Source organism: Mesorhizobium sp. W016, assembly GCF_054719485.1.
Map to the genome: position 1 here is coordinate 5,944,001 of NZ_JBTTIF010000002.1, position 15,817 is coordinate 5,959,817.

Annotated in this window: 12 protein-coding genes; 8 read left to right on the forward strand and 4 right to left on the reverse strand. The window is 63.4% G+C overall.

The features are described from left to right. Positions 1 to 130: 130 nt before the first annotated feature. Complete coding sequence (locus ACYG9V_RS29125; RefSeq protein ID WP_352762501.1) at positions 131 to 1,354, forward strand: lytic murein transglycosylase; 1,224 nt, start codon at positions 131 to 133, stop codon at positions 1,352 to 1,354. Between the two features lie 102 nt (positions 1,355 to 1,456). Further along, a complete protein-coding gene (locus ACYG9V_RS29130) occupies positions 1,457 to 2,662 on the forward strand; it encodes an SGNH/GDSL hydrolase family protein (protein ID WP_352762503.1) in 1,206 nt (401 codons plus the stop codon). On the opposite strand, the gene ACYG9V_RS29135 is transcribed toward ACYG9V_RS29130, so the two are convergent. Together ACYG9V_RS29135 and gltB are read right to left on the reverse strand one after the other, a co-directional pair. After that, on the reverse strand, positions 2,659 to 4,113 hold the full coding sequence (locus ACYG9V_RS29135) for a glutamate synthase subunit beta (RefSeq protein WP_023671207.1): 1,455 nt from the start codon (positions 4,111 to 4,113) through the stop codon (positions 2,659 to 2,661). The two genes, ACYG9V_RS29130 and ACYG9V_RS29135, sit on opposite strands and share 4 nt — an antisense overlap. A gap of 140 nt (positions 4,114 to 4,253) precedes the next feature. Then, positions 4,254 to 9,005, reverse strand: coding sequence for a glutamate synthase large subunit (gene gltB / locus ACYG9V_RS29140; protein ID WP_352762506.1), 4,752 nt, complete (start codon positions 9,003 to 9,005; stop codon positions 4,254 to 4,256). Between the two features lie 509 nt (positions 9,006 to 9,514). Here gltB and ACYG9V_RS29145 point away from each other — a divergent pair. Both ACYG9V_RS29145 and ACYG9V_RS29150 read left to right on the forward strand, forming a co-directional pair. Continuing rightward, positions 9,515 to 10,564, forward strand: a complete 1,050-nt coding sequence (locus ACYG9V_RS29145) for a threonine aldolase family protein (RefSeq protein WP_023728416.1) — start codon at positions 9,515 to 9,517, stop codon at positions 10,562 to 10,564. A gap of 18 nt (positions 10,565 to 10,582) precedes the next feature. After that, a complete protein-coding gene (locus ACYG9V_RS29150) occupies positions 10,583 to 11,479 on the forward strand; it encodes an MBL fold metallo-hydrolase (RefSeq protein WP_023728417.1) in 897 nt (298 codons plus the stop codon). Here the strand turns inward: ACYG9V_RS29150 and ACYG9V_RS29155 are convergent. Then, positions 11,476 to 12,240: a sulfite exporter TauE/SafE family protein gene (locus tag ACYG9V_RS29155; RefSeq protein WP_352762508.1), complete on the reverse strand. Its 765-nt coding sequence runs from the start codon at positions 12,238 to 12,240 to the stop codon at positions 11,476 to 11,478. The two genes, ACYG9V_RS29150 and ACYG9V_RS29155, sit on opposite strands and share 4 nt — an antisense overlap. Before the next feature lie 158 nt (positions 12,241 to 12,398). Next, complete coding sequence (locus tag ACYG9V_RS29160; RefSeq protein WP_023671202.1) at positions 12,399 to 12,866, reverse strand: Hsp20 family protein; 468 nt, start codon at positions 12,864 to 12,866, stop codon at positions 12,399 to 12,401. Between the two features lie 458 nt (positions 12,867 to 13,324). On the opposite strand from ACYG9V_RS29160, the gene ACYG9V_RS29165 reads away from it, so the two are divergent. From ACYG9V_RS29165 to ACYG9V_RS29180, 4 genes are all read left to right on the forward strand, one after another. Continuing rightward, the gene (locus ACYG9V_RS29165; protein ID WP_023686420.1) at positions 13,325 to 14,284 is read left to right on the forward strand and encodes an alpha/beta fold hydrolase; all 960 of its coding nucleotides are present in this window, start codon (positions 13,325 to 13,327) and stop codon (positions 14,282 to 14,284) included. Between the two features lie 161 nt (positions 14,285 to 14,445). Then, positions 14,446 to 14,616, forward strand: coding sequence for a hypothetical protein (locus tag ACYG9V_RS29170; RefSeq protein ID WP_023683236.1), 171 nt, complete (start codon positions 14,446 to 14,448; stop codon positions 14,614 to 14,616). Between the two features lie 3 nt (positions 14,617 to 14,619). Further along, the gene (locus ACYG9V_RS29175) at positions 14,620 to 14,859 is read left to right on the forward strand and encodes a DUF1127 domain-containing protein (protein ID WP_023686421.1); all 240 of its coding nucleotides are present in this window, start codon (positions 14,620 to 14,622) and stop codon (positions 14,857 to 14,859) included. Positions 14,860 to 14,985: 126 nt separating this feature from the next. Beyond that, a complete protein-coding gene (locus tag ACYG9V_RS29180) occupies positions 14,986 to 15,816 on the forward strand; it encodes an AraC family transcriptional regulator (RefSeq protein WP_352762740.1) in 831 nt (276 codons plus the stop codon). Position 15,817: the final 1 nt, after the last annotated feature.

The following is a 15,817-nucleotide window of genomic DNA, read 5'->3' on the forward strand; positions in this document are numbered from 1 at the left end:
GCCATTGAGGGAAACATCAACCGGTAAAGCATCCAGGTGTCTTTTCGTTCCAGGCGCCGCCTATGGTAAACCAATTGCTAACCCGGTTCGGCGATGAATGGTCTTTCCTGAGATAGAGAAAGGGGAAAATATGTCCGTTCGCAGTGCCGCAAAACTCTTTACCAGCGTGCTGACGGCGGCCAGCCTCTCGCTCGCCTTGCTGATGCCGGCCGGACCGGCCTTCGCCGATGCCGGTTTTCGGCAATGGGTCGCCGGCTTCCGCGCCACGGCCGTGGCGGGCGGCGTTTCCGGCGGGGTCTACGACCGAGCGTTCCGGGGCATCAATGAGCCCGACCCGGTGGTGCTGGAAAAGGCACGCACCCAGCCCGAATTCACCGCACCTGCCTGGGACTATTTCGACAACCGCGTCCACGACCAGTCCGTTGCCGTCGGCCAGCAGATGGCCAAGAAATGGAAGCCGTGGCTGGAACGGATCGAGGCGAGGTTCGGCGTCGACCGCTACATCCTGCTCGCCATCTGGTCGATGGAATCGAATTATGGCGAGATCCTCAAGCGCGACGACATCATGCGCAATGTCATCCGCTCGCTGGCAACCCTCGCCTATGGCGACCCGAAGCGTTCGAAATTCGCCCGCACCCAATTGGTCGCCGCGCTGAAAATCCTGCAGACCGGCGACATCGACGAAAGCCACCTGATGGGCTCCTGGGCCGGCGCCATGGGCCAGACCCAGTTCATCCCGACCAGCTACCAGCATTATGCCGTCGACATGGACGGCAACGGCAAGCGCGACATCTGGAATTCGATCCCCGATGCGTTGGCGACATCAGCCAATCTGCTGAAGAAGAATGGCTGGCAGGGCGGCAAGACCTGGGGCTACGAGGTCACCATTCCGGCGGGCAAACTGCCGGCCGGCTCGGAGACATTGGCGCAGTGGCAGGCGCTCGGCGTCGCCAGGGCCAATGGCAAGCCGTTCAAGAACGCAACCGACAAGGCGACCCTGAAAGTGCCGGACGGCCGCGGCGGACCGGCCTTCCTGATGATCAAGAACTTCTCCGTCATCAAGGCCTACAACAACGCCGACAAATATGCCCTGGCCGTCGGCCTTCTTGCCGACGAAATCGCCGGCTCTAATGGTCTGGTGCAGGACTGGAAGCGGCCCTTCACCAAACTGTCCTTCGAGGAAAGGCAGGAGTTGCAGAAGCGGCTTTCGCAGCACGGACTTTACGACGGCAAGTTCGACGGCAAGATCGGTGACGGCACGAAAACCGCCATCATGACCTATCAGGCAACGGTCGGCTTGACCCAGGACGGGTATCCGAGCATGGAAGTGCTCAAATGGCTCAGAAAGAAATAGAGCCAGCGACGGCAGCTTGCATTTGCGACGCAAGGGATGCCGTAGCATCGGTCTGTGCATGATCCGCTGCGAGGGCCATGCACCAAGGGATGGAGAGGGTGCTTGGTTTCGGCAGCGCGTATCCGTGTGATCGTTTTCCGCTTGCCGATCGTCGTTCTGGCCATCGTTGTCCTGGCGACGGGACTCGCCGGCAGTTTCCACACACCGGCTTTGGCGCAGGAACAACCGCAGAACCGCGGCTGGTCGCTGCGCGACCTTCTGTTCCCGCGCCGCAGCGAACGCATCGAGCCGCCGCTCGACGTCCGCAAGGCAAAGCCGAAGGTCAAGAAGAAGCCCCGTGCACCCGTTGAACCTTCCGCTCCGATTGTCGAGAAGACACCGGATGCCCGCGTCGTTCTGGTGATCGGCGATTTCATGGCCAACGGCCTGGCCGAAGGCCTCGAAACAGCCTTTGCCGACAATGCCAACGTCAGGATCGTCGAGCGCGCCAACGGTTCTTCGGGTTTCGTGCGCGATGATGTCTACAATTGGCCCGAACAGGTCAAATCGCTGGTCGAGACCGAAAAACCCTCCGTGGTCGTCGTCATGCTCGGCTCCAACGACCGCCAGCAGATGCGCGTCAACGATGTGCGCGAGCAGCCGCGCTCCGAGAACTGGACCAAGGAATACGAACGCCGGACCGAAGCCTTGGGAAAGGCACTGGCGGCGACCAAGGTGCCTTATCTGTGGGTCGGCATGCCAGCCTTCAAGACGCCGAAGATGACCTCCGACATGCTCGCATTCAACGACATCTACCACTCGGCTGCCGAGAAGAACGGCGGCGAATTCGTCGATGTCTGGGATGGGTTCGTCGACGAGAACGGCGCCTTTGTCTCGACCGGCCCCGACATTAACGGCCAGGCCGTGCGGCTGCGCTCCGACGACGGCATCAACGTCTCGAAAGCCGGCAAGCGAAAGCTCGCCTTCTACACCGAAAAGCCGCTGGCCAAGATCCTCGGCCTGGCAGCGCCGGGAAGCGTGGTGACGGCTGCCGCACCGGCCGGCGCCCCGGTCGAGGCGCCGTCGCTGCCCGCCGCCCCGATCGTGGTCGACCGCACCGTTCCAATGCTGCTCAACGATCCGGCGCTCGACGGCGGTACCGAACTTCTCGGTGCGGCGGCGGCGCCGAAAGCCAATCCGGATCTGCCCGGCGAAAAACTAATCCTCGAAGGCAAGGCGCCCGAGGCCTCGCCCGGCCGCGCCGACGACTTCTCGTGGCCGCCCAAGGCCGCTGCCGCGACGGATACGACGACGGCGATCAACCGTTAACGCGGCAGTACCGTCGACCCCATCAGCGCTTCATCGATCGAGCGCGCGGCCTGGCGGCCTTCGCGGATCGCCCACACAACCAGCGACTGGCCGCGGCGCACATCACCTGCGGCGTAGAGCTTGTCGACGCTGGTCTTGTAGTCGCGATCGTTGGCTTCGACATTGCGGGAACGGCGGCTGTCGGTGGTGATTTTCATCTCACCGTCCAGCTCTTTCGCGACGCCGGCGGCAGCCGGTCCGGCAAAGCCGATGGCGATGAAGGCGAGGTCTGCACGGATGACGAATTCGGTGCCGGCGATCGGCTTGCGCTTCTCGTCGACTTCGCAGCATTTGACGCCGGTCAGTTGGCCGTCCTCGCCGATGAATTCGAGCGTCGCCACCTGGAATTCGCGCTCCGCACCTTCGGCCTGTGAGGACGAGGTGCGCATCTTGGTCGCCCAGTAAGGCCAGACCGAAAGCTTGTCTTCCTTCTCCGGCGGCTGCGGGCGGATGTCGAGCTGGGTGACGCGCACCGCGCCCTGGCGGAAGGCGGTGCCGACGCAGTCGGACGCGGTATCGCCGCCGCCGACGACGACGACATGCTGGCCGCCGGCGATGATCGGATGCGACGGCCAGGCCACCGACTGGATCGGCTCGCCGCCGACGCGACGGTTCTGCTGCACCAGATAGGGCATGGCGTCATAGACGCCGCCGAGATCGTCGCCCGGAATGTTGGCCGGACGCGGCGATTCCGAACCGCCGCAATAGAGCACCGCATCGTATCCGGCGAGCAACTCTGCCACCGGCTTGTCGACGCCGACATTGACGCCGCAATGGAAGGTCACGCCCTCGCCCTGCATCTGCTCGATGCGGCGGTCGATATAGTGCTTCTCGATCTTGAAGTCGGGAATGCCGTAGCGCATCAGCCCGCCGGGACGGCTCTCTCGCTCATAAACGCTGACCTCGTGGCCGGCGCGGCCAAGCTGCTGCGCCGCCGCCATCCCTGCCGGGCCGGAGCCGATGACAGCGACCCGCTTGCCCGTCTTCTTCTCTGGCGGATAAGGCCGGATATGGCCGGTTTCATAAGCCTTGTCGGCGATTGCCTGTTCGACAGTCTTGATGGCAACCGGAATGTCCTCGAGGTTCAGCGTGCAGGCTTCCTCGCAGGGCGCGGGGCAGATGCGGCCGGTGAACTCGGGGAAATTGTTGGTCGAATGCAGGTTGCGGATCGCATTGTCCCAGTCGCCATTGTAGACGAGGTCGTTCCAGTCCGGGATCTGGTTGTGGATCGGGCAACCGGTCGGCCCGTGGCAGAACGGGATGCCGCAATCCATGCAGCGCGCCGCCTGTTTCTCGACCTCCTTGTCCGACATCGGCAGCGTGAATTCACGAAAATGCCGGATGCGGTCGGAGGCCGGCTGGTACTTGTGCACCTGCCGGTCGATTTCGAGAAAGCCTGTTACCTTGCCCATAGTCCAGTTCCTGCTGTCCAGATGGTGCGGTTTTCGCACCCGTTAACCCCTTGAGGCAGCCGTGGCAACCTTGCATCCGAGGTCAAACTGTCGCTGAAAGTTCCGCCGGGAAGCCTGCGCCTCCCGGCAAGTCGAAAAACCTATTCCGCCGCCACGCCCATGCGCATGCGTTCCATCTCGATCAGCGCGCGGCGGTATTCGACCGGCATGATCTTGCGGAATTTCGGCCGGAAGGTCGTCCAGTCGTCGAGTATCTCGCGGCCGCGTACCGAACCGGTGAAATGGACGTGGTTCGAGATAAGCTGGTAAAGCCGTTCCTCGTCATGGGTGGTCATGTCGCCCGAGACGTCGACGCGACCCTTGTGGTCGAGGTCACCGCCATGATGCAGCAGCCTTTCCATCAGATCGTCTTCTTCCGGAACCGGCTCCAGCTCGACCATCGCCATGTTGCAGCGCGCGGCGAAATCGCCGGCCTCATCCAGAACATAGGCCACGCCGCCCGACATGCCGGCAGCGAAGTTGCGACCGGTCTGGCCGATGACGACGACGATGCCGCCGGTCATGTATTCGCAGCCATGATCGCCGACGCCTTCAACCACGGCGGCGACGCCCGAATTGCGCACCGCGAAGCGCTCGCCGGCGACACCTGCGAAATAGGCCTCGCCCTCGGTCGCGCCATAGAGGACGGTGTTGCCGACGATGATCGATTCCGCCGCGACGATCCTGGACTCCTCCGGCGGCCGGATGACGATGCGTCCGCCCGACAGGCCCTTGCCGACATAGTCGTTGGCCGCACCGACGAGATCGAACGAGATGCCGCGCGCCAGGAAGGCGCCGAACGACTGGCCGGCGGTGCCGGTCAGCTTCACCTGGATCGTGTCCTCGCGCAGGCCCTTGTGCCTGAAGCGCTTGGCGACTTCGCCCGACAGCATGGCGCCCGTGGAGCGATCGACATTGCGGATGTCGACCTCGATCTTGACCGGCTGCTTGCTTTCGAGCGCGGGCTTCGCCAGTTCGATCAGCTTGCGATCGAGTACATCGTCGATCGGGTGTTTCTGCCGTTCGGTCCAGTGCACCGCCTCATGCGGCGCGTCCGGCTTGAAGAACATCTTGCCGAAATCGAGCCCACGCGCCTTCCAATGCTGGATCATCTCGCGCTTTTCCAGCAGGTCGCTGTCGCCGATGATCTGGTCGAGATGGGTGTAGCCCATCTCGGCCAGCAGCCCCCTCACCTCTTCCGCAACATAGAAGAAGAAGTTGATGACATGCTCGGGCGTGCCCTTGAAACGCTTGCGCAGAACCGGGTCCTGCGTCGCGACGCCGACCGGGCAGGTGTTCAAGTGGCACTTGCGCATCATGATGCAGCCGGCCGCGATCAGCGGCGCGGTCGAGAAGCCGAACTCGTCGGCGCCGAGCAGCGCACCGATGATGACGTCGCGCCCCGTGCGCAAGCCGCCATCGACCTGCAGTGCAACGCGCGAGCGCAGCCCGTTCAGCACCAGCGTCTGGTGCGTCTCGGCAAGGCCCATTTCCCATGGACTGCCGGCATGCTTGAGCGAGGTCAGCGGCGACGCGCCGGTGCCGCCATCATAGCCGGAGATGGTGATGTGGTCGGCGCGCGCCTTGGCGACGCCCGCCGCGACCGTGCCGACACCGACTTCCGACACCAGCTTTACCGAGACATCGGCCGCCGGGTTGACGTTCTTCAGATCGTAGATCAGCTGCGCCAGATCCTCGATCGAATAGATGTCGTGATGCGGCGGCGGCGAGATCAGGCCGACGCCAGGCGTCGAGTGCCGGACCTTGGCGATGGTGGCGTCGACCTTGTGGCCGGGCAGCTGGCCGCCCTCACCGGGCTTGGCGCCCTGCGCGACCTTGATCTGCATGACATCGGAATTGACGAGATACTCGGCGGTGACGCCAAACCGCCCCGAGGCGACCTGCTTGATCGCCGAACGTTCGGGGTTCTTGCTGCCGCCGGGCAGCGGCAGATAGCGGTCGGCCTCTTCGCCGCCCTCGCCGGTGTTCGACTTGCCGCCGATCTGGTTCATGGCGCGCGCCAGCGTCGTGTGTGCCTCGCGCGAGATCGAGCCGAACGACATCGCCCCTGTCGAGAAGCGCTTGACGATATCGGCCGCCGACATCACGTCCTCTATCGCCACCTTCTTGCGGCCGGTCTCTTCCGCAAGCTTGATCCTGAACAGGCCGCGTATGGTCTGGGCACGGGCCGTCTCGCTGTTGATCTGCGCGGAATACTCCTTGAACGTCTCCCACGAGCCCTGACGCACGGCGTGCTGCAAGGTGGCGACGGCGTCGGGCGACCACATATGGGCTTCGCCGCGCATGCGGTACATGTACTCGCCGCCGACCTCGAGGCTGTTGCGCAGCACCGGATCGTTGCCGAAACCGTCGGTGTGGCGGCTGAGCGTCTCGGCCGCGACCTCGTCCAGGCCGACACCTTCGATCAGCGTCGCTGTGCCGGTGAAGTACTTCTCGACGAAATCCGACTTCAGCCCGATGGCGTCGAATATCTGCGCGCCGCAATAGGACTGGTAGGTGGAGATGCCCATCTTCGACATCACCTTGAGGATGCCCTTGCCGATCGACTTGATGTAGCGCGAGACCACCTCGTAGGCGTCGACCTCAGCCGGCAGTTCGCCACGCTTGTGCATGTCGAGCAGCGTATCGAAGGCAAGGTAGGGGTTGATCGCCTCGGCGCCGTAGCCGGCGAGACAGCAGAAATGATGCACTTCGCGCGGCTCGCCGGATTCCACGACCAGGCCGACCGCGGTGCGCAGACCCTTGCGGATCAGATGGTGGTGCACGGCAGCCGTCGCCAGCAGTGCCGGAATGGCGATACGGTCGGGACCGACCTGGCGGTCGGACAGGATGATGATGTTGTAGCCGCCGGCGACAGCGGCTTCCGCCCGCTCGCACAGACGTTCGACCGCGCCCTGCATGCCGGACGCGCCCTCGCTCGACCCGTAGGTGATATCGATGGTCTTGGTGTCGAAACGGTCTTCCGTGTGGCCGATCGAGCGGATCTTTTCCAGATCGCCATTGGTCAGGATCGGCTGGCGCACTTCGAGCCGCTTGCGGCGCGAATTGCCAACCAGGTCGAAGATGTTCGGCCGCGGCCCGATGAAGGACACCAGGCTCATCACCAGTTCCTCGCGGATCGGGTCGATCGGCGGGTTGGTGACCTGGGCGAAATTCTGCTTGAAGTAGGTGTAGAGCAGCTTCGACTTGTCCGACATCGCCGAGATCGGCGTGTCCGTGCCCATCGAACCCACCGCTTCCTGGCCGGTGGTCGCCATCGGCGACATCAGCAGCTTGGTGTCTTCCTGGCTGTAGCCGAACGCCTGCTGGCGATCGAGCAGGCTGACATCCTTGCGCAGCGCGCGCGGCTCGACCGGCTTCAGATCCTCCAGGATCAGCTGCGTGTTGTTGAGCCAGGTCTTGTAGGGATGCCTGGTGGCGATCTCCGACTTGATCTCCTCGTCGGAAATGATGCGGCCTTTGGCGAGGTCGATCAGAAGCATGCGGCCGGGCTGCAGCCGCCACTTCTTGACGATCCTCTCCTCCGGCACCGGCAGCACGCCGGCCTCTGACGCCATGATGACGCGGTCGTCGTCGGTGACGATGTAGCGCGCCGGGCGCAGACCGTTGCGGTCGAGCGTGGCGCCGATCTGGCGACCGTCGGTGAAGGCGACCGCGGCCGGCCCGTCCCACGGCTCCATAAGGGCTGCGTGGTATTCGTAGAAAGCCTTGCGGTCGGCATCCATCAGCTTGTTGCCGGCCCAGGCTTCCGGGATCAGCATCATCATGGCGTGGCTGAGGCTGTAGCCGCCCTGGAATAGGAATTCGAGCGCATTGTCGAAGCACGCCGTGTCGGACTGGCCGTCATAGGAGATCGGCCACAGCTTGGAGATGTTGTTGCCGAACAGTTCGGAATCGACCGAGGCCTGGCGCGCCGCCATCCAGTTGTTGTTGCCGCGCACCGTGTTGATCTCGCCATTATGCGCGACCATGCGGTAGGGGTGCGCCAGCTTCCAGGACGGGAAGGTGTTGGTCGAGAAGCGCTGGTGGACGAGGATCAGCGCGGTCTCGAAACGCGGATCCGACAAATCCTTGTAATAGGCGCCGACCTGGTAGGCCAGGAACATGCCCTTGTAGACAATGGTACGCGCCGATAGCGACACACAGTAGGCGCCGATATCCTTGTTGTTGTTCTCGGCGTAGATGCGGCCGGAAATCACCTTGCGCAGCAGGTACAGCCTGGCCTCATATTCCTCGTCATCTGGAATGTCTGATGTGCGGCCGATGAAGACCTGGCGATGGAACGGTTCGGAGGCCGCGATATCGGGCGCCTTCGACAGCGATGAATTGTCGACCGGCACGTCGCGAAAGCCGAGCAGCGGCAGTCCTTCTGACTGCGCCGATTCGGCGATGATCTCTTCGATATGGGCGCGCAGTGCCGCATCCTGCGGCATGAACCAGTGGCCGACGCCGTATTGGCCTGCCGCCGGCAGTTCGACGCCCTGGGCCGCCATCTCTTCGCGGAAGAAACGATCGGGGATTTGCACCAGCACGCCGGCGCCGTCGCCCATGAGCGGATCGGCGCCGACAGCGCCTCGATGCGTCAGGTTTTCGAGCACGAAGAGCCCGTCCTTGACGATCTGGTGCGACTTCACGTTCTTCATGTTGACGATGAAGCCGACGCCGCACGCGTCATGCTCGTTGCGCGGATCGTAGAGACCCTGCGCGGCCATGCCATTGGTGGTCAGGCCGTTGGTGGTCTGGCCTTCTTTGGTCAGAACGGTATTTTTAACGGCTGCCGCTTTCGTCTGCGCGGCCTGGCCGATAATCGCAGATGGCGTCAGTTCCGTCATCGTCCTGTCCTCCGTTCCGGCCCCTTGCACGTCTAGCATTTGGGGCGCTGGTCTACCTTGGGAAGCGACTGGCTTCCGCTCTCATTCTTGCGGCACGTCTTTTCGAAATCCTTGGCGGACCGTGCGGTGCACCGCCGGTTCGTATCCGGTATCGTACAGGCCACAGCCGAGCCGTCTACCCGTCGCTCGCGGCAACGGCCGGAGTGGCCCAAATGATACGCCAATCCAGCCTGACTTGTGCGACAAAATAAGACAGCACTACTGTCCTAAATTTTTATGGCAGAAATCCTGGGCGCACACAAGACCAATTCACCAAATTCTTGGACGTTTGGCGACAGAAAATTACGTCAGGCGCTGTCGAAACGAAATTTCGGTCCCGGCACTCCTTCGTGATCGCCTTTGGCTTTACCGCTTTTTCAGCCCTTGGCCCTTGCGCGTCAAACCCCGAAACGGCCATGGTCGCGCTCTTGTCGCAACCAGACTTTCTCAACCAGACAGGGACTTTCCTGATGTTCTTTGCATCCGACAACTGGGCGGGCGTCCATTCCAACATTGCCGCCGGGCTGTCAGCCAACGCCGGCGGCTTTTCGACCGCTTATGGCGATGGCGATCTCGACCGCGCCGTCTACCAGCGTTTCAGCGAGATCTTCGAACGCGAGGTCGCGGTGTTCTTCGTCGCTACCGGCACGGCGGCCAACTCGCTGTCCCTGGCCGCTTACAACAAGCCCGGCGGCATTTCCTTTGCGCACCGCGAATCGCACATCATCGAGGACGAATGCGGCGCGCCGGAATATTTCAGCGGCGGCTCGCGTCTCCATGCTGTCGACGGCGCCCTGGGCAAGATCGACCCGCACAATCTTGAACGGGCCGTCGCCCGTTTCGCACCCGAAATCGTCCATTGGGGACGCCCGACGGCCGTCTCGATCACCCAATCGACCGAAGTCGGCACAGTGTACGGGCTCGACGACATTTCCACCATTTCGGAGATCGCCAAACGCTTTTCCCTGCCGCTGCATATGGACGGCGCCCGTTTTGCCAACGCATTGGTCGCGCTTGAGACGACGCCGGCCGAAATGACCTGGAAGCGCGGCGTCGATATCGTCTCGTTCGGCGGCACCAAGAACGGCTGCTGGTGCGCCGAAGCGGTGGTGCTGTTCGATCTAGACCGCGCCAAGGAGCTGTCCTTCCTGCGCAAGCGCGCCGCACAGCTGTTCTCCAAGTCGCGCTTCATCGCAGCGCAGTTCGACGCCTACTTCACGGACGGCCTGTGGCTGGACATGGCCCGTCATGCCAATGCCATGGCCGCGCGCCTGGCGGCTGCGATCGAGGATTCGGCAACGGCTAAGCTCGCCTGGTTGCCGCAGGCCAACGAGGTGTTCGCGGTGATGAAAAAGGCGGAAGCCGAAAGGCTGCAATCCCTCGGCGCCGCCTTTTACGACTGGCACAGGCCGCACGGCTTCGACGGCCATGTCGGCGACGACGAGTTGCTCTATCGCTTCGTCACGAGCTTTGCCACGACTTCAGATGAGGTCGATCGCTTCGGGCAGATGATCGCCTGAACCCGCGAGACCGCGCCAATGACAAAGCCACCTCTCGGCTCAACCATGCGGCTGGTTCGCCCGGCGCCAAACGTGCTCGGCTTCTATGATGGCCGCGTTGACGGCGTTCGCGCCTGGTCGGACGAGCCGAACTGGCTGGACGACGGCGCCTATGCCCTCGGCATCTGCACCTATGCGATCGTCGATGGCTCGCAGGCGCTTGTCTACGACACGCATATTTCGCTGCCTCACGCGCGCTTCATCAGGCAGACGCTCGAAGACATGGGCGCAACATCGATCCGAGTCGTGCTCAGCCACTGGCATGACGATCATATTGCCGGCAATGAGGTGTTTCAGGATTGCGAGATTATCGCCAACACGCTCACCGCCTCGGCGCTCGCGAACAACCGGGCGGAGATCGAAAGCAGTGTTCCACCGATCAAGCCTCTCGTGCTGCCGAACAGGACCTTCGCAGGCGGTCTTGACCTCACCGTTGGATCGATCGCCGTCGAGCTGCGTCAGGTCGAAATCCACAGCCATGACGGCACGGTGCTGTTCATGCCTGGGAACGGCCTGCTGCTGGCGGGCGACACGCTCGAGGATCCAATCACCTATGTCAGCGAGGCGGATCGGCTGGCGCAACATCTGGTCGATCTCGAACGCATGAGCGGGTGGCCGATAGACCGCATCTTGCCCAATCACGGCTCGCTCGAAGCGATTGAGCGAGGCGGCTACGACAAAGGCCTCATCGCCGCCACGCAAGCCTACGTTCAAAAACTGCTTCGCTGCCGGCATGAGCCTGATCTTGCGAAGCAGGATCTGAAAACCTTCGGCGCCGACATGTTCGCCACGGGCGCGGTCGAGTACTTCGCGCTGTACGAGCCCGTCCACCGGCAAAACGTCGAGGCCGTTCTCGCAACCGGCACCGGTCGCTAAGCAAGGAAAGGCCGCGCCAAAAGCTCGAGGCCAAGCAAGATCAGGAAAATAAGAAACCAGCGCCGGAAGGTCGCCGGGCTGATCCGCTGCCGGAGCAACTGTCCGAGCGACATGCCGAGCAAGGCCGGCGCAACCGCCAGCGACGACATGGCGACATGCCCGACCTGGAACGCGCCGTGCGAGGCAAGGCCGGCAGCGAGCGCGATCGTCGACACGGTGAAGGACAGGCCGAGCGCCTGGATCAGATCGTCACGGCTCAAGCCCAGCGCCTGAATGTAAGGTACAGCGGGCACGACAAACACGCCGGTGCCGCCGGTGACGATGCCGGTAAGGAAACCGACGATGGGCGACGACCAGCGCTCGGCTGACGCGGGAACCGTCAACTGCCGCGCCAGCAGCGTATAGACGGCATAGACGATCAGCGCCGCCCCGAGGCCGGCCGTCGTCCATTTGACATTGTCGCTGGCCAGCAGCCATGAGCCGGCCAGCGTGCCGGCGACGATGCCGACCATCATCAGCCACAGCCGACTGAGGATCCATCCGAAGCTCGGGCCGGCAAACAGCTGCCAGATATTGGTGACGAAGGACGGCACGATCAGCAGCGAAGCCGCGGCGACCGGCGGCATGATTGTGCCCAGCAGCCCCATCGCCAACGTCGGCAGTCCCATACCGGTAACGCCCTTGACGATGCCGGCCAGCAGGAAGGTCACCGCAATGGTTGCCGTTAGGGCCAGGGAAAAATCAGCCGAGAGATCAGACATCGCCCTTCATGGGAAGACGGCGCCCGCCGCAAAAGAGCCAGAACTCTTCGGTTGGGGTGACAGAGGCTGCGGCGAAAAAAAAGCGGCGCCTCGCGGCGCCGCTTTCGTCTCGGGAGGAAACGCTTTTAACCTTGGGCGTTGTGACGCCGCCGTCTTGATCACGCGGCGTTCTTGGCCTCGATCTGCTTGGCGTTGGCCGAAGAGGCGGTAATCGCGATCTTGCGCGGCTTCAGCTCCTCGGGGATGTTGCGCTTAAGGTCGACGAAAAGCAGGCCGTTCTTCAGGGTGGCGCCGACGACCTCGACATGGTCGGCAAGCTGGAAGCGGCGCTCGAACGAACGCGAGGCAATGCCGCGGTAGAGCAGCTCGGAGCCTTCGCCATTGCCCTCTTCCTTGCGCTCACCCTTGACGGTCAGCACGTTGCGGTGGGCTTCGATCGAAATCTCTTCGTCCGAGAAGCCGGCAACCGCCATCGAGATGCGATAGGCGTCCTCGCCGGTGCGCTCGATGTTGTAGGGCGGATAGGTCTGCGCGCCATCGGGCTGGGCCAGCGAGTCGAGCATGGTGAACAGGCGGTCGAAGCCGACGGTCGAGCGATAGAGCGGGGAAAAATCAACGTGACGCATGAGGTGTTCTCCTGTTGAGCAACATGTTTGCGTGTGGCCGGTGCGAAACCCTGGAAAGGCGTTTCGGGTGGACCAGCAGCCCCGACATCGGCGGCTGCATCCGACATTTGGGGAGCGCAAAAGCGCATTTCAAGGATTTTTGAAGAGCGCCAATCGAGGCGTCGATGAACGGCAGATGAACCGCTGCTTCGGCGCCCGTTCAGCCGGCCGGCGCTAGAGTGCCCCCAGGATAAAGAACCAGGCGGCGCCGGATGAAAGCGCCGCGACGAGGCCGACCGGGTGTAACGTCCCTTCCTCCCGGATCGACAGAGGCCGGAAGCACGCCGCCGCAGGCTGCTTCCGGCCTTGCTTGTCGTTCGTCCGCCCCCTTGGCGTCCTCCCTTTGCTTTTCATCCATTGGCGTCTATCACCATGCCGACGCCCTGCCGGGTGAGACACCACGAAGACGCAAGCGCCTAATGACGGATCTCTTCCATCCCACGCCAGGCAATCCGCCGCCGCAAAATGTCGCCGGCGGCTTTTTCACCACGCGCGACGGCAAGAAGATCCGCTACGGCCTGTTTGCCGCGATCACCCGGCCGCTGAAAGGCACCGTCGTGCTGCTGCCCGGCCGCAACGAGTGCATCGAGAAGTATTTCGAAACCATCCGCAACCTGACCGACCGCGGCCTCGGCGTCGCCACGCTCGACTGGCGCGGCCAGGGCGATTCCGACCGGCTGATCGCCGATCCGCAACGCGGCTATGTCCGCTCTTTCTACGATTACACCGGCGACCTCGAACAGTTCTTCGAGGATATCGTGCTGCCCGACTGCCGCGGCCCGTATTACATCCTCGCCCATTCGATGGGCGCCGTGATCGCGCTGCTCGCGGCGCCGTCGATGGTCAACCGGGTGCGTCGCATGGTGCTGATTGCGCCTTTCCTGACGGTGCCCGACTCGCCCGTGTCGGCAAAAACCGCGCGCCGCGTCTGCTCGATATTGTGCTTTCTCGGCCTCGGCCGGCTCTACGCCGCCTGGGGTCCGCGTCCCAGGGAAACCCTGCCCTTCGCCCTCAACAAGGTGACATCGGACCCCGGGCGCTATCAGCGCAACACGAAAATCTACGAGCACTATCCGCAACTGGCGCTCGGCGGGCCGACGATCCGCTGGCTGCAGGCGGCAATCAAGGCAGGCGAAGCCATCAGTGAGCCCGACTTCATGGCCAGGATCCAGGTGCCGCTGCTGATGATCGCCGCCGGCGCCGATCAGGTCGTCTCGACCAAGGCCGTGGAAGCCTATGCCAGGCGTCTGCGCCTCGGCTCGCTGCTGATGATCGATGGCTCGAAACACGAGATCCTGCAGGAGGCCGATGTCTATCGCGAGCAGTTGCTCGCCGCCTTCGACGCCTTCATACCCGGCAACGACGACCCAACAGCCTGATGCCGCCGGCGCTGCATGTTGCGGCGCCTTGAGCTTGCGCCTGCTGACAGCCTTCTGTCAGGAGCAGCGCCGGCAGCACCCAAAGAGCTAAAGATTCTGACAGCCGGTGCCGCCCCGGAATGCTCATCTCTCCGCATACTGAACGCCAAGGGGATGACGTCATGACCGAGAAAACCTGCGCTGCCTGCGATTGCCAGCTGGACGCCAACCCGATCCGCGTCAAGGTCGGCGGCAAGACCGTCGAGGTCTGCTGCGAGGAATGCGCGATTGCGCTGAACGAAGCCGGCGCCTCAGTGGCCGGCGCATCAGTGGCCGGCAACGGGGAAGCCTGAGCGATGCGCCCCGATCATGCAGCGGCGGCGCAATGCCTCGCACATCAGCCGACAACTCAAACCGCGACGTTCCGGCGGTCCTTGCGGACACAAGGCATCGCGGCGGCCAACTGGATCGGCCGTCAACTGGAAAGGCGCCGAAGCCGCCTTGCCTTGCTCGAAATGACCGACGAACAGCTCAAGGACATCGGCCTGTCGCGCAGCGACGCTCACTGCGAATACATGCGCCGTTTGTGGGACTGAGCCATGGCCGTTACGAAGGGCCCGACAGGTGAAGTCTCCTGACAGGTTTGGACAAGCCAATCGCCTAATGTGCCGGAGCAGCTTTCGGCGCAAGGGTAGAATGCAACGGCCATGTCTCAGCTCACCATGTCGCAGTTCACGGTACAGACGCTTCTGGACACCGGCACCGTCAGGGTGAGGGATGTCCTCTGCAGCGGCGAATGCCGGCACAAGAGCGAAAAAGAGTGCACCGCTGCCACGCATCTTGTGTTTCCCTATCGCGGCGTCTTCGTGCGCCATGTCGGCCGCAACGATGCGGTCGCCGAAGCCAACCAGTTGTTGTTCTTCAACAACGCCGAAGGCTACCGGATCAGCCATCCCGTCGAGGGTGGCGATTCCTGCCTCGATCTCGTTATCGAGGAGGCGCAACTGCAGGAGTTGACGCCGAAGGAGCAGTTGCGCTCGGGCAGCGCCGTGGCGTTTCGTCGTCAGCGCCGCCGCATCGACCCGCGGGCTCAGGCGCTGGTGGCGGTGCTGCGCCACAGCCTGAGCCGCAACATTGCCGAAACGCTGGAGGCCGAAACCCTGGCGCTGACGCTGGTGCGGCGCTCCCTCGGCGAGCGCACCTCGCATGCCGCCGGCGCAAGCGCTGGCCGGCAGAAGCTGGTCGATCGCGCCAAGCTCGTCCTGTACTCGGATCTTTCGCGGCGCTGGACGCTGGCCGAGATCGCCGCTGAAGTCGGGGTATCACCGGTTTATCTCACGCAGGTTTTCCAGCAGGTCGAGGCGATGCCGCTCTATCGCTACCATCTGCGCCTGCGGCTGGCGCGCGCGCTCGACCTGCTTGGCCGCTACGACAATCTGACCACGCTCGGCCTGGACCTCGGCTTCTCCAGCCACAGCCATTTCAGCTCAGCGTTCAGGCAGGTCTACGGGCGAACGCCGGCGGAATTCCAGCGCTCGATCAAGCCGCGCTGAT

Excerpts from the sequence above, each read along its gene's own strand:
- ACYG9V_RS29155 (WP_352762508.1), bottom strand. The coding sequence starts at position 12,240 with ATGTCTGATCTCTCGGCTGATTTTTCCCTGGCCCTAACGGCAACCATT.
- ACYG9V_RS29150 (WP_023728417.1), top strand. The coding sequence starts at position 10,583 with ATGACAAAGCCACCTCTCGGCTCAACCATGCGGCTGGTTCGCCCGGCG.
- ACYG9V_RS29160 (WP_023671202.1), bottom strand. The coding sequence starts at position 12,866 with ATGCGTCACGTTGATTTTTCCCCGCTCTATCGCTCGACCGTCGGCTTC.
- ACYG9V_RS29175 (WP_023686421.1), top strand. The coding sequence starts at position 14,620 with ATGCGCCCCGATCATGCAGCGGCGGCGCAATGCCTCGCACATCAGCCG.
- ACYG9V_RS29165 (WP_023686420.1), top strand. The coding sequence starts at position 13,325 with ATGACGGATCTCTTCCATCCCACGCCAGGCAATCCGCCGCCGCAAAAT.
- ACYG9V_RS29135 (WP_023671207.1), bottom strand. The coding sequence starts at position 4,113 with ATGGGCAAGGTAACAGGCTTTCTCGAAATCGACCGGCAGGTGCACAAG.
- ACYG9V_RS29145 (WP_023728416.1), top strand. The coding sequence starts at position 9,515 with ATGTTCTTTGCATCCGACAACTGGGCGGGCGTCCATTCCAACATTGCC.
- ACYG9V_RS29180 (WP_352762740.1), top strand. The coding sequence starts at position 14,986 with ATGTCGCAGTTCACGGTACAGACGCTTCTGGACACCGGCACCGTCAGG.
- gltB (WP_352762506.1), bottom strand. The coding sequence starts at position 9,005 with ATGACGGAACTGACGCCATCTGCGATTATCGGCCAGGCCGCGCAGACG.
- ACYG9V_RS29170 (WP_023683236.1), top strand. The coding sequence starts at position 14,446 with ATGACCGAGAAAACCTGCGCTGCCTGCGATTGCCAGCTGGACGCCAAC.
- ACYG9V_RS29125 (WP_352762501.1), top strand. The coding sequence starts at position 131 with ATGTCCGTTCGCAGTGCCGCAAAACTCTTTACCAGCGTGCTGACGGCG.